This window comes from Rhodovastum atsumiense (assembly GCF_937425535.1).
Classification (GTDB): domain Bacteria; phylum Pseudomonadota; class Alphaproteobacteria; order Acetobacterales; family Acetobacteraceae; genus Rhodovastum; species Rhodovastum atsumiense.
Genome location: NZ_OW485601.1, coordinates 1,475,421 through 1,489,252, shown reverse-complemented (window position 1 = coordinate 1,489,252; position 13,832 = coordinate 1,475,421). Strand labels below are relative to the sequence as shown.

Sequence of the window (13,832 nt, the reverse complement as noted above, 5' to 3'; positions counted from 1 at the left end):
CACAGAGTATCGGGTTCCAAGGGCTTTGCCCTTGGTGGAGGTCCAGGAGGCGAAGCCTCCTGGCGGGGGCGGGGCAGCGCCCCGCTATTCCGCTGGTGCGGGCACTGCCTTGGACCGCCGCCGCTGCAGGGCCAGGGAGATGATTGGCGTGGTATAGAGCGTCAGGGCCTGGCTGACGATCAGCCCGCCGATGACGGCGATGCCGAGTGGCTGGCGCAATTCCCCGCCGGTGCCGAAGCCGAGCGCCAGCGGCACCGCGCTGAGCAGGGCCGCGAGCGTGGTCATCATGATCGGGCGGAAGCGTTCCAGGCAGGCGGCGTGGATCGCCTGCTGCGGCGAGAGCCCGTGCTGGCGTTCCTGCTCCAGCGCGAAGTCGATCATCATGATGGCGTTTTTCTTCACGATGCCCATCAGCAGCAGGATGCCGATGATGCCCATGATGCCGAGCGGCGTATTGGTGACCAGCATCGCCAGCAGCGCTCCGAGCCCGGCCGAGGGCAGGGTGGAGATGATGGTGATCGGCTGGGTCAGGCTTTCGTACAGCACGCCGAGCACGATGTAGATCGCGAGGAAGGCGGCCCCGATCAGGTAGGGCTGGCTGCTCAGGCTCTGCGCCAGCCAGCGGGCGTTGCCGGCGAAATCGGTGCGCAGCGTGTCGGGCATGCGCAGATCCAGTGCCGCCTGCTGCACGGCGGCGGCGGCGCTGCCTTCGGCGGTGCCGGGCGCGGTGCCGTAGCTGATGGTGGCGGCGGGGAACTGGCCCTGGTGGCGCACCGCGAGCGGGGCCGAGCCGCGCTCCAGCCGGGTCACCGCGCCGATCGGCACCTGGGTGCCGTTGCGGCCGGGCACGAACAGGTGGAACAGGTCGGTGGGATCGTCCTGCAGCCGCGGATCGACCTCGACCACCACGCGGTACTGGTTGCGGGCGGTGTAGATGATCGAGACCTGGCGCTGCGCGAAGGCGTTGTCGAGCGCCGCGTCGATCGCGTTGACCGAGACGCCGAGCCGGGCTGCCGCCTCGCGGTCGATCACCAGGTTGGCCTGCGGCCCGGCACGGTCCTGGTCGCTGGAGACGTCGGTGATGCCGGGGGTGACGCGCAACCGGGCGGTCAGCCGCTCCGACCACTGGCGCACTTCGGCGAGGTCGGGGCCGAGCAGCACGAACTGGTTGTCCGCCCCCTGGCGGCCGCCGCCACGCATGTCCTGCGCCGCCCACAGGAAGGTCTGCATGGCGCCGACCCGGGCGAGCTGCGGCCGCAGCCGTGCGATCACCTGGTCGGCGGTGACGCCGCGTTGGGCGTAAGGCTTGAGTGCGATGGTAAGCTGGCCGCGATTCTGTGACCCCCAGCCGCTGCTGACGCCGATGGTGGATCCCACCGCCTCGATGGCCGGATCGGCAAGCAGCACCTCCACCACGGCGCGCTGGCGCTCGGTCATGGCGGCGAAGGAGATCTCCGGCCCGGCCAGGGTGGAGCCCTGCAGCAGCCCGGTATCCTGTGTCGGCAGGAAGCCCTTGGGCACGGCGGTGTAGAGCCAGATGGTCAGGCCGATGGTGGCGAAGGTCGCCAGCAGCATCAGCCAGCGCCAGCGCAGCGCCCAGGCCAGGCTGTCGGCATAGCCGTGCTGCAGGCGCCGGAAGCCGCGGTCCAGCAGCGCGTCGAGGCGCGTCCACAGGCTGGCCCGCCGGGGCGCCGCGGCGGTCCCCGGCTGGTCCGGCCGCATGAACTGCCCGCACAGCATCGGCGTCAGCGTCAGCGACACCACGGCCGAGATGGCGATGGCGAGGGTGAGGGTGGTGGCGAATTCGTGGAACAGCCGGCCGAGGATGCCGCCCATGAACAGCACGGGGATGAACACCGCCACCAGCGAGAGGCTGATCGACACCACGGTGAAGCCGATCTGCCGCGCGCCCACGATCGCCGCCTGCAGCGGCGGGGTGCCGCGTTCCATGTGGCGGACGATGTTCTCGATCATGACGATGGCGTCGTCGACCACGAAGCCGGTGGCGACAGTCAGCGCCATCAGCGAGAAATTGTTCAGCGAGAAGCCATAGAGCCACATCGCCGCCAGCGTCCCGGCGATCGAGAGCGGCACGGTGACCATGGCGGCGATGGTGGGCACCAGCCGGCGCATGAACAGCGCCACCACCATCAGCACCAGCCCCACCGACATCAGCAGCGTGAGCTGCACGTCGTCGACGCTGGCGCGGATGCTCTGGGTGCGGTCGGAGAGGATGGTGAGGTGGATGTCCGGCGGCATCCAGGATTGCAGCAACGGCAGCACCGCCTTGACCCGGTCCACCGTCTCGATGACGTTGGCGCCGGCGGTCTTGGTGACGTTCAGCAGGATCGCCGGATGCCGGCCGAACCAGGCGGCGAGGCGGGTATTGGCGACGCCATCGATCACGCTGGCGACATCGGACAGGCGCAGCGTGGCGCCGTTGCTGGATTTCAGCACCAGCCCACGGTAATCGGCCGCCTTCATCAGTTGGTTGTTCAGCCCGATGGTCTCGGCGCGGTCCGGGCCCTGAAAGCCGCCGAGCGGCCCGTTGACGTTGGCCGCCCGGATCGCGGTGGTGACGTCCTGGGCGGAGAGCCCCGCCGCGGCCAGTGCCGCCGGATTGAGCCGCACCCGCACCGCCGGCTTCTCGGCGCCGTTCACCTGCACCGCCGCGACCCCCTCCACCTGGGACAGCCGCTGGGCGAGCACGCTGTCGGCGGCGTCGTAGACCTGCGCCGGCGACAGCGTGTCGGAGGTCAGGGCGAGGGTGATGACCGGCATTTCCGCCGGGTTGAACTTGCGGAAATACGGGCGGGTCGGCAGGTCGGAGGGCAGGTCGGGGGTGGCGGCGTTGATGGCGGCCTGCACGTCGTGGGCGGCGCCGTCGATGTCGCGGCTGAGGTCGAACTGCACGACGATGCTGGTCGAGCCGACCGCCGAGGTGGAGGTCAGCTCGGTGACGCCGGCGATCTCGCCAAGGCGGCGTTCCAGCGGGGCGGCGATCGAGGTCGCCATGGTCTCCGGATCGGCGCCGGGGCGGCTGGCGAAGACCACCACGGTGGGGATGTCCACGCTCGGCAGCGCCGCCACCGGCAGGAAGCGATAGGCGACCGCGCCGGCCAGCAGGATGCCGATCGCCAGCAGGACGGTGGCGACCGGACGGAGGATGAAGGGGGTGGAGAAACTCATCGCAGCCCCGCCGCTGTCATTCCGCCGGCGCGGTCCGTGGCGCGCGGAAGAAGCGCAGCCGCAGCTTCTCGAAGGCCAGATAAATCGCCGGCGTGGTGTAGAGCGTCAGCACCTGGCTGAGCAGCAGCCCGCCGACGATGGTGACGCCGAGCGGGAAGCGCAGCTCGCTGCCGGTGCCCTGCTCGATCACCAGCGGCAGCGCGCCGAGCAGGGCGGCCATCGTCGTCATCATGATCGGGCGGAAGCGCAGCAGGCTGGCCTCCTCGATCGCCGCTTCCGGGGCGATGCCGCGCTCGCGCTCGGCCTCGATGGCGAAGTCCACCATCATGATGGCGTTCTTCTTGACGATGCCCATCAGCAACACCAGCCCGACCAGCGCCACCAGTGACAGGTCCTCCCCCACCAGCATCAGCGCCAGCAGCGCGCCGATGCCGGCCGAGGGCAGGGTGGAGAGAATGGTGACGGGGTGGATCAGGCTTTCGTACAGCACGCCGAGCACGATGTAGATCACCACGACCGCGGCCAGGATCAGCCAGGGCTGGCTGGACAGTGATTTCTGGAACTCGGCCGCGTCGCCGGAATAATTGCCCGAGATGGTGGCGGGCAGGCCGATCTCCTGTTCGGCCTCGGCCACCGTCCGCACCGCCTCCCCGAGCGAGGCGTCGGGGGCGAGGTTGAAGCTGAGCGTCACCGAGGGGAACTGCGCCTGTCGGGTGACGGCGAGCGGGGCGGTGACGCGCTCGATGCGGGCGATGGCCGACAGCGGCACCTGGTTGTTGCCCACGGTCGCGGCGGAGCCGGGCACGCGCAGGCGCTGCAGCGCGTTCGGATCGGCCTGCCAGGCCGGATCGGCCTCCAGCACCACGCGGTACTGGTTGGCCTGGGCGAAGATGGTGGAGATCTGGCGCTGGCCGAAGGCGTCGTACAGCGTGTCCTGCACTGCCTGCATCGACACCCCCAGCCGCAGCGCGGCGTCGCGGTCGATGCGCACGAAGGTGCGGAAGCCCTCGTCCTGCTGGTCGCTGGCGACGTCGCGCAGCACCGGGCTCGCGCGCAGCCGCTCCAGCAGGCGCGGCGCCCAGCGGCTGAGTTCCACCGGGTCGGTGTCCATCAGCGTGTACTGGTACTGGGTGCGGCTGACGCGGGTGCCGATCTGGATGTCCTGCACCGGCTGCATGAAGATCGACAGGCCGGGGATCCCGGCGAGGCGCTGCTGCAGCCGGGCGGCAATGGTCGCGGCGTCCGCGTCGCGCTGCCGGCGCGGCTTCAGCGCGATGGTCAGGCGGCCGGTGTTGGGGGTGGGATTGATCGCGCCGGCGCCGACGAAGCTCGCCACCGAGACCACCGCCGGGTCCTCGCGGACGATGTCGGCGGCGCGTTCCTGCAGGGCGCTCATGCGCGGGATGGAGATGCTCTGCGCCGCTTCGGTGACGGCGACGATGACGCCGGTGTCCTGCTGCGGCAGGAAGCCCTTCGGCACCACGACATAGAGCGCGACGGTGCCGGCGAGGGTGGCGGCGGCGAGCACCAGCATCAGCGTCTGATGCCGCAGCGACCAGCGCAGGGTGGTGGCGTAGCCGGCCAGCAGCCGGTGGAATCCGGCATCGAAGGCGCGCGCCACCCAGCCGGGCTTTTCCTCCGCCGACGGGCGCAGCAGCCGCCCGCACATCATCGGCGTCAGCGTGAGCGAGATCACCGCCGAGACCACCACCGCGACCGACAGCGTCACCGCGAATTCGCTGAACAGCCGGCCGACCACGCCGGTCATGAACAGCAGCGGGATGAACACCGCGATCAGCGAGACGGTCAGCGAGACGATGGTGAAGCCGATCTGCCGCGCCCCCTTGTAGGCGGCGGCGAGCGGGCCTTCCCCGGCCTCGATGTAGCGGACCACGTTCTCGATCATGACGATGGCGTCATCGACCACGAAGCCGGTGGCGACGGTCAGGGCCATCAACGAGAGGTTGTCCAGGCCGTAGCCGCACAGCGCCATCACCCCGAAGGTGCCGATCAGCGACAACGGCAGCGCCACCGCCGGGATCGCGGTGGCGCGCCAGGAGCGCAGGAAGACGTAGATCACCAGCACCACCAGCACGATCGCCAGGACCAGGGTGAACTGGACATCGGCGACGCTGGCGCGGATCGTCTCGGTGCGGTCGGTGACCACCACCATGCGGATCGCCGAGGGCATGGCGCGCTGCAACTGGGGCAGGGCCTGCCGGATGCGCTCGACGGTCTGCACGATGTTGGCACCGGGCTGGCGCTGGATGTCCAGCAGCACGGCCTTGCGGGTCTGCCCGTCGGGGCCGTGGTACCAGGCGGCGACGCGGTCGTTCTCCACACCCCCGATCACGCTGCCGACATCGCTCAGCCGCACCGGGGCGGTGCTGCGCCAGGCGATCACCAGGTCCCGATAGGCCTCCGGCGAGACCAGCTGGTCGTTGGCGTCCAGGGCGAAGGCCTGGCGGGGGCCGTCGAAGCCGCCCTTGGCACCGTTCACGTTGGCCGCGGCGACCGCGCTGCGCACGTCCTCGAGCGACAGGCCGTAGGCGGCGAGGCGCGCGGGATCGACCCGCACCCGCACCGCCGGGCGCATGTTGCCCTGCACGGCGACCCGGCCGACGCCGTCGATCTGGCTGAGCTTGGGTTGCAGCAGCGTATCCGCGGCGTCGCTGACCCGGTCGAGCGTGATCGCCTCCGACATCAGCGCCAGGGTCAGGATGGGCGCGTCGGCCGGGTTCACCTTCGCATAGACCGGCGGGTAGGGCAGGTTGACCGGCAGCGTGCCGGCCGAGGCGTTGATGGCGGCCTGCACGTCCTGCGCCGCGCTGTCGATGCTGCGTTCGAGCGAGAATTGCAGGGTGATCTGGCTGGTGCCCTCCGAGCTGGTGGAGGTCATCGTGCTCAGGCCCTGGATCTGGCCGAACTGCCGCTCCAGCGAGGCGGTGATCAGCGTCGCCACCGTGTCCGGGTTGGCGCCCGGCAATTGGGTGGTGACCTGGATGGTGGGGAAATCGACCTGCGGCAGCGCCGAGACCGGCAGCGCCCGGTAGCCGAGCAGCCCGGCCAGCATGACCGCGACCGCCAGCAGCCCGGTCGCGATCGGGCGGGCGATGAACGGGGCGGAGATGTTCATGGCGACCGCGTCCCGGCGGGGGGCGCGCAGGTCATGTCGCGCCGGGGGCGCGCCGGCTCGCGGTTTCCGGCGGCCCGCGGCGTGGCTGCGACGCGGGCGGCTCGGCTCCGGATGGCCGGACGATGCTGATCTTCGCGCCGTCGGTCAGGCGCGAGGCGCCGTCCACCACGACCTGCTCCCCCGGGGCCAGCCCCTCGGTGACGACGGCGAGCAGCATGTCCTCGTGTCCCACCTTCACCAGCCGGCGCGAGGCGGTGTCATTGGCGTTGGCGACATAGACATAAGGCCCCTGCGGCCCGCGCTGCACCGCGACCGGCGGCACCACGGTGGTGTCGCGCAGGGTTTCGACCTTCAGCCGCGCGGTCACGAAGGCGCCCGGCCAGAGCGCGAGGCGCTCGTTGGGGAAGCGGGCGCGCAGGCGGATGGTGCCGGTGGCGGCATCCACCTGGTTGTCGAGCACCGTGAGGACGCCGCGGTCGAGCACCGGGCGGGTCGGCACCGGCGCGGTGTCCTGCGGCACCGCCAGCACCTCGGCCGGACCCTCGGCCATGGCGGCTGCCACCTGGGCCAGTGCCTGCTGCGGCAGGGTGAACTGCACCAGGATCGGCCGCAGCGTGGTGATCACCGCGAGCCCGGTCTGGTCACCGGCGCGGACGATGTTGCCGGCATCGACCTGACGGAAGCCGACGCGGCCTTCGATCGGGGCGGTGATGGTGGTGTAGGAAAGCTGGGTGCGGGCGCTGTCGATCTGTGCCTGATCGGACTGCACCTGAGCCTCCAGTTGCGCCACCTGGGCGCGCGCGGTGTCGGCCTGCTGCGCCGAGATGAAATTGGTGCTCGCCAGCTTGGCGTAGCGGGCGGCGTCCAGCCGCGCATTGGCCAGTTGCGCCTCGTCCTGCTTCTTCTTGGCGATCGCCTGGTCGAGCGCGGCCTGATAGGTGCGCGGGTCGATCCGCGCCAGCACGTCGCCCGCGCGCACGTCCTGGCCCTCGCGGAACCGCACTTCCAGCAGCGGGCCGTCCACCATCGCCCTGACGGTGACGGTGGCGGAAGCCTGCACGGTGCCCAGGCCCTCCAGGTAGATCGGCACGTCCTGCCGGCCGGCCGGGGCGACCAGCACGGGAATGATGTCGGCCGGTCCCCCCATGGGGCGTCCGCTGCGCCCGCCCTGGGCAACGGGCGGCGCCGACGGCACGCGCAGATGCGTCCACCAGTACACGCCTCCCCCGATGGCGCCGAGGACGAGCAGCAGGATCAGCAGACGGCGCATCACAGCTCACGATCGGGTTGGGGGAAGCTCATAGGACGCCCTGGAACAGTTTGGTTTCAGGTGGGGCCGTCGCGTCGCGAGTCCAACCGCCGCCGAGCGCCTTGTACAGGTCCACCAGCGCCTGGAACCGGGTCAGCCGCACCTGCGCCAGCAGGTCGAGGTTGTTGAACAGCGTGGTCTGCGCCTGCAGCACCTGCACGATGTCGCTGGTGCCGGCCAGCAACTGGGCGCGGGCGATGTCGGCGGCACGCTGCGCGGTGGTGACGGCGTCGCGCTCCAGCCGTTCCTGCTCGGTGGTGTAGCGATAGGCGGCGAGGGCGTTCTCGACATCGGTGAAGGCCTGCACCACCGCCTTGCGGTAGGTGGCGACCAGTTCGTCGTAGCGGGCCTTCTGCTGTTCGAGCTGGGCGGAGAGCTGGCCGTTGTTGAAGATCTGCTGGGTGGCGCCGATGGCGGCCTGGGCGAACAGCGAGCCCGGGCCGAACAGGGCGTTGACGCTGTAGACCTGCCAGCCGCCCGACAGGGTCAGCGGCACCTGCGGGAAGAAGGCGGCGCGCGCCACCCGGATATCCGCGTTCGCCGCCATGAGCTGCGCCTCGGCATTGGCGATGTCGGGGCGGCGGGCCAGCAGTTCGGAGGGCAGGCCGGGGGCGACTTCCGGCAGGGCCAGCGTGTTCAGCGTGCCCGGGCGGGCGGTGATCGCCTCGGGCAACTGGCCGGTCAGGATGCCCAGCCCGTTGAGCTGTTGCGTCAGCTGACTGCGCAGCGCCGGCACCTGCGCCCGCAGCCCGGCCACCAGCGCCTGCTGTTGGGAGACGTCGAGCAGGGAGGCGGTGCCGACCGAGGCGCGGCCTTCGATGGCGCGCAGCGTCGTCTCGGCGTCGCGGAGGTTGCGCTCGGCGATGTCCAGCCGGTCCTGCAGCGCCAGCACCTGGAACCAGGCGTTGGCGACCCCGGTGACCGCGGTCAGCGCCACCGTCTGCTGGTCGAAGCGGCTGGCCAGCGCCGTGCCGAGCGCCGCATCACGCGTGGCGCGCAGCCGGCCCCACAGGTCGATCTCGTAGGAGGCCGAGAGGCTGAGCTCGTAGTTGCGGGTTTCGTAATAGGTGCTTTTGGAGATGCCGCCGAGGCTGCTGGAACCGGTGCGGCGGGACAGCGCCACGCGGTTCCAGGTTTCCTGACCGGTGGCGCTGACCGAAGGCAGCAGCGGGGCGCCGGCAATGCGCAGCGCCGCATCGGCCTGGCGGATGCGCGCGGTGGCGGCGGCGATGTCGAAATTGGCCGTCTGCGCCTGGGCGATCAGGGCATCGAGCTCGGCGGAGCGAAAACCCTTCCACCAGTCCGCCGCGGGCCAGACCGGGGCGCCGGCCGGCGCATCTGCCTGCCACGCGACGGGCTGGGCGGCATCGGGCCGCTGATAGGCAGGGCCGAGAGTGCAGGCGGCGAGCAGCGGCACGACGGCCAGCACCGGGAGCACGGCGCGAAGGCCCGGGGGGGAGGGGAGGGTCATCCGGATATGCGATATGCGCGACCGGCTCCGGTCTCAGCCCCGGAGGGCGGCGGCGAAAATCCTCGAGCTGTGGCGGGGCTCATATAGCGACGTGAGGGCACGCAGCCTAGAAATATCAGTGGTTGTAAACACGTTGGGGATCTTCTTCCCAGGCGGAGGGCAACGCGGCGGTTCATGCAGTGGATGCTCCCGCCGCAGTGCCTGAACCGGGCCACCATCTCCGGCGCCCGTGCCACGACTGCGACGGGACTTTCCCGTCCCGGCGCGGCGCGCGTCATGTCGGCCTCCATCACTGGCGGCCAGGGCGCAGCAGCCGGGCCGTATTGCGGACGGCCCGCGCACTGCAACTGTCATGCCATGCTCTGGGCGGCGTGTTTCCCGCCTCCGGCGGGTTTCATCTCGGGTGGGGTGTCGGCTTTGCCGACATGGGGCGTCCGGTTTCCGGACGTGCTGACCAGCCGCCCCGTGGCAGCCGCGTTGGGGATGGAGTCACTGTTCATGAAATGACTCGAAGGGCATCCGCGCCGTCGGGAGGCAACGGGCAGTCATGAATGACGCTTACGCTGCGATGCACAACGCTTTCATGTCATCTGCCCGAGGTTTTACTGTTGGTTGCGCTCAGACAATCTTGCGCTGGGCCCGGCCTTATGCAAATCAGGGTTGACGAAAATAATGGGAGGCGTCCGGGGGTGTCCGACATCATCCTGGCGACGGAGGGGCTGACCAAGGAGTTTCGCGGCTTCATCGCCGTGAACGATGTCACCTTGCGGGTGCGGGCCGGAACGATCCACGCGCTGATCGGCCCGAACGGGGCCGGCAAGACCACCTGCTTCAACCTGCTGACCAAGTTCCTGCAGCCGACGCGCGGGACCATCCACTTCAAGGACCGTGACATCACCGGGATGCGGCCGGCCGAGGTGGCGCGGCTGGGGCTGGTGCGCAGCTTCCAGATCTCGGCGGTGTTCGCCCATCTGAGCGCGCTGGAAAACGTGCGGGTGGCGCTGCAGCGCGCCCGCGGCGGCAGCTTCGATTTCTGGCGCAGCGAAGAGGTGCTGCACCATTACGACCACCGTGCGCGCGAACTGCTCGAGGACGTGGGGCTGGGGGATCATGTCGATACGCCCGCGGTTGCCCTGTCCTATGGCCGCAAGCGGGCGCTGGAAATCGCGACCACGCTCGCCCTCGATCCGGAGATGATGCTGCTCGACGAGCCGACCGCGGGCATGACGCACGAGGACGTGGAACGGATCGTGGCGCTGATCCGGCGGGTCCGCCGCGGCCGCACCATCCTGATGGTGGAGCACAATCTCTCGGTGGTGGAAGGGCTGTGCGACACGCTGACGGTGCTGACCCGTGGCCGCGTCCTGGCGGAAGGCGACTACGCCGCCGTGTCCAACAATCCGGAGGTCATCTCCGCCTATCTGGGAACGGTCGATGCTTGAGGTCCGCAACCTGCACGCCTGGTACGGCGAGAGCCACATCCTGCACGGTGTCGATTTCGACGTGCGCGAAGGCGAGGTGGTGACGCTGCTCGGCCGCAACGGGGCAGGCAAGACCACCACGATGAAGAGCATCATGGGCCTGGTGCCACAGCGCAGCGGCAGCATCCGGCTGCGCGGGCGGGAGACGATCGAGCTGCGCCCCGACCTGATCGCGCATGCGGGCATCGGCTTCTGCCCGGAAGAGCGTGGCATCTTCGCCAGCCTCAGCGTGACCGAGAACCTGATGTTGCCGCGGGTGGTGGCATCGGGCGGGCTCGACCTGGACACCATCTATGCGCTGTTCCCCAACCTCAGGGAACGCGCCAACAGCCCGGGCACCAAGCTGTCGGGCGGCGAGCAGCAGATGCTGGCGATCGCGCGCATCCTGCGCACCGGGGCGAAACTGCTGCTGCTGGACGAGCCGACCGAGGGACTCGCCCCGGTGATCGTGCAGCAGATCGGCCGCACCATCCGCGAGATCAAGCAACGCGGCTTCACCGTGCTGCTGGTCGAGCAGAATTTCCGCTTCGCCCAGACCGTGGCGGACCGGCACTACATCATGGAGCATGGCCGGGTGGTGGACATGGTCGCCAATGCCGAGCTGGCGGCCAGCATGGACAAGCTGCACGACTATCTCGGGGTCTGACCGCCCCGCTTTATCAAGATCAAGAACAGACCGGCCGAAACAGGCCGCTGCAGGGAGAACGGAAAAGATGCGACTGAGCCGACGTGTACTTCTCGGATCGGCGGCGGCGGCCGCGAGCCTGCCGGGCCTGCGTGCGCGCGCGCAGGGAGCGACGCTGAAGATCGGCGTGCTGACCGATCTGTCCGGGCCGTACAAGGACCTGGCGGGACCGGGGGCGATCGAGTCCGCCCGGCTGGCGCTGGCGGATTTCGGCGTTTCCGCCAAAGGCATGAATGTCGAGGTGCTCTCGGCCGACCACCAGAACAAGGCCGATATCGGCACCAACGTCGCCCGGCAATGGTTCGACCGCGACGGTGTCGACATCATCCTCGAATGCGCCAATTCGGCGGTCGGGCTGGCGGTGGCAAATGTCGCGAAGGAGAAGAACAAGGTCTACATCAATTCCGGTGCCGCCACCTCCGACCTCACCGGGGCCCAGTGCAACGCCAACACCATCCACTGGGTGTACGACACCTACATGCTGGCGAAATCCACCGGCGGGGCGATGGTGAAGACCGGCGGCGATTCCTGGTTCATCGTCGCCGCCGACTACGCCTTCGGCCATGCGCTGCAGCGCGACACCACCGCCTTCGTCGAACAGGCCGGCGGCAAGGTGCTGGGGACGGTGCGCTATCCCTTCCCCGGCACCAGCGACTTCTCTTCCTTCCTGCTGCAGGCGCAGGCTTCCGGCGCCAAGGTGCTGGGGCTGGCCAGCGCCGGTGCCGACGTGATCAACAGCATCAAGCAGGCGAAGGAATTCGGCATCTCGCAGCGGATGCGGCTCGCCGGGCTGCTGATCTTCCTCTCCGACGTGCATTCGCTCGGGCTGGAGGTGGCGCAGGGGCTGACCCTGACCGAGAGCTTCTACTGGGACCTGAACGATGGCACCCGCCGCTTCTCCGACAAGTTCATCCGCCGCCTGCCGGGGCGGCGCCCGACCATGGTGCAGGCCGGCGTCTATTCCAGCACGCTGCATTACCTGAAGGTGGCGCAGGCGATGGGGGTGGCCCAGGCCAAGGCCGATGGCGCGGCCACCACCGCGCAACTGCGCGCGACGCCGACCGAGGACGATTGCTTCGGCCGCGGCAGCATCCGCCCCGACGGGCGCAAGCTGCACCCGGCCTATCTGTTCGAGGTGAAGAAGCCTTCCGAGAGCCGGGGAGCCTGGGACTACTACAAATTGCTCGCCACCACCCCGGCCGACCAGGCGTTCCGTCCGCTGGAGGCCGGCGCCTGTCCGCTCGTTCGTGCCTGACGCCGACCGATCATCCGCACCGGGAACGACAGGAGGACATGCATGGCACTCTCCCGCCGCGTTCTGCTCGGCACCGCCGCCGCCGCCACCACCGTGGCGGCATCCGGACGGCGCGCGCGTGCCCAGGCCAACACCATCAAAATCGGCGTGCTGAATGACCAGTCCGGTCCCTATCGCGACGTGACCGGCCAGAGCGGGGTCGCGGCGGTGCGGATGGCGGTGGAGGAGTTCGGCGCCAAGGGCTTCACCGTGGAGGTCATCTCCGCCGACCACCAGAACAAGCCCGATCTCGGCGCCTCGATCGCGGCGCAGTGGTACGACAACGACAATGTCGACCTGATCATCGACGTGCCGACCTCCTCGGTGGCGCTGGCGGTCGCCGGCGTCGCCAAGCAGAAGGACAAGCTGAACATCAACAACGGCGCCGCCACCGCGGCGCTGACCGGCAGCAACTGCGCGCCGAGCGTGATCCATTACACCTACGACACCTACATGCTGGCGAAGTCCACCGGCGGTGCCACGGTCAAGGCCGGCGGCACGAGCTGGTACTTCATCACCGCCGACTATGCCTTCGGCAAGCAGTTGCAGGCCGATACCAGCACCTTCGTCACCGCCGCCGGCGGCAAGGTGCTGGGCAGCTCCACCTATCCATTTCCGGGCACCAGCGATTTCTCGTCCTTCCTGCTGCAGGCCCAGGCTTCCGGGGCGAAGGTGCTGGGCCTGTGCAACGCCGGCGCCGATACGGTGAACAGCATCAAGCAGGCCAACGAGTTCGGCCTGACCGGCAGCATGACGCTGGCGGCGATGCTGATGTACATCACCGACGTGCATGCGCTCGGGCTGCCGGTCGCCAAGGGGCTGCGGCTGACTGAGAGCTTCTACTGGGACCTGAACGACCGCACCCGTGCCTTCACCAAGCGCTTCCTGCCGCGCTCGCCCAACAACTGGCCGAACATGAGCCATGCCGGCAATTACTCGGCCACGCTGCATTTCCTGAAGGCGGTTTCCGCCATGGGGGTGGCCGAGGCGAAGAAAAGCGGCAGCGCGATCGCCACGAAGATGAAGTCCATCCCGGTCGATGACGACGCCTTCGGCAAGGGATCGATCCGCCAGGACGGGCGCGGCCTGTTCAACGCCTATCTCTTCGAGGTGAAGTCGCCCGCCCAGAGCAAGGGGCCCTGGGATTACTACAAGCTGATCCAGACCACCCCGCCCGACCAGGCCTGGCGCCCGCTCGCCGATGGCCATTGCTATTACGTGAAAGCCTGAAGGAGCCGTGATCCCGATGCCCGGAGTGGTTCAGCGT

Annotated in this window: 8 protein-coding genes; 4 read left to right on the top strand and 4 right to left on the bottom strand. The window is 69.4% G+C overall.

From position 1 onward, the window contains the following. Window positions 1–84: 84 nt before the first annotated feature. The 4 genes from NBY65_RS06595 to NBY65_RS06580 are packed head-to-tail and all read right to left on the bottom strand — an operon-like array spanning window position 85 to window position 9,105. Window positions 85–3,189: an efflux RND transporter permease subunit gene (locus NBY65_RS06595; RefSeq protein ID WP_250265641.1), complete on the bottom strand. Its 3,105-nt coding sequence runs from the start codon at window positions 3,187–3,189 to the stop codon at window positions 85–87. Between the two features lie 16 nt (window positions 3,190–3,205). Continuing rightward, window positions 3,206–6,325, bottom strand: a complete 3,120-nt coding sequence (locus tag NBY65_RS06590) for a multidrug efflux RND transporter permease subunit (protein ID WP_150040025.1) — start codon at window positions 6,323–6,325, stop codon at window positions 3,206–3,208. A gap of 31 nt (window positions 6,326–6,356) precedes the next feature. Then, window positions 6,357–7,595, bottom strand: coding sequence for an efflux RND transporter periplasmic adaptor subunit (locus NBY65_RS06585; protein ID WP_150040026.1), 1,239 nt, complete (start codon window positions 7,593–7,595; stop codon window positions 6,357–6,359). Window positions 7,596–7,623: 28 nt separating this feature from the next. After that, window positions 7,624–9,105, bottom strand: a complete 1,482-nt coding sequence (locus NBY65_RS06580) for an efflux transporter outer membrane subunit (RefSeq protein ID WP_150040027.1) — start codon at window positions 9,103–9,105, stop codon at window positions 7,624–7,626. 689 nt (window positions 9,106–9,794) lie between these two features. Here NBY65_RS06580 and NBY65_RS06575 point away from each other — a divergent pair. The 4 genes from NBY65_RS06575 to NBY65_RS06560 all read left to right on the top strand — a co-directional run bounded on the left by NBY65_RS06575 (window position 9,795) and on the right by NBY65_RS06560 (window position 13,795). Beyond that, complete coding sequence (locus NBY65_RS06575; protein WP_150040028.1) at window positions 9,795–10,547, top strand: ABC transporter ATP-binding protein; 753 nt, start codon at window positions 9,795–9,797, stop codon at window positions 10,545–10,547. Further along, window positions 10,540–11,232, top strand: a complete 693-nt coding sequence (locus tag NBY65_RS06570) for an ABC transporter ATP-binding protein (RefSeq protein WP_150040029.1) — start codon at window positions 10,540–10,542, stop codon at window positions 11,230–11,232. Before NBY65_RS06575 ends, NBY65_RS06570 begins: the two co-directional genes overlap by 8 nt. A 67-nt stretch (window positions 11,233–11,299) precedes the next feature. After that, window positions 11,300–12,526, top strand: coding sequence for an ABC transporter substrate-binding protein (locus NBY65_RS06565; RefSeq protein WP_150040030.1), 1,227 nt, complete (start codon window positions 11,300–11,302; stop codon window positions 12,524–12,526). A gap of 42 nt (window positions 12,527–12,568) precedes the next feature. After that, complete coding sequence (locus NBY65_RS06560) at window positions 12,569–13,795, top strand: ABC transporter substrate-binding protein (RefSeq protein ID WP_150040031.1); 1,227 nt, start codon at window positions 12,569–12,571, stop codon at window positions 13,793–13,795. The last annotated feature ends 37 nt before the right edge of the window (window positions 13,796–13,832 follow it).

Bases quoted from the DNA above. Each gene is read 5' to 3' on its own strand.
- NBY65_RS06595 (WP_250265641.1), bottom strand. From the start codon at position 3,189: ATGAGTTTCTCCACCCCCTTCATCCTCCGTCCGGTCGCCACCGTCCTG.
- NBY65_RS06590 (WP_150040025.1), bottom strand. From the start codon at position 6,325: ATGAACATCTCCGCCCCGTTCATCGCCCGCCCGATCGCGACCGGGCTG.
- NBY65_RS06585 (WP_150040026.1), bottom strand. From the start codon at position 7,595: ATGCGCCGTCTGCTGATCCTGCTGCTCGTCCTCGGCGCCATCGGGGGA.
- NBY65_RS06580 (WP_150040027.1), bottom strand. From the start codon at position 9,105: ATGACCCTCCCCTCCCCCCCGGGCCTTCGCGCCGTGCTCCCGGTGCTG.
- NBY65_RS06570 (WP_150040029.1), top strand. From the start codon at position 10,540: ATGCTTGAGGTCCGCAACCTGCACGCCTGGTACGGCGAGAGCCACATC.
- NBY65_RS06565 (WP_150040030.1), top strand. From the start codon at position 11,300: ATGCGACTGAGCCGACGTGTACTTCTCGGATCGGCGGCGGCGGCCGCG.
- NBY65_RS06560 (WP_150040031.1), top strand. From the start codon at position 12,569: ATGGCACTCTCCCGCCGCGTTCTGCTCGGCACCGCCGCCGCCGCCACC.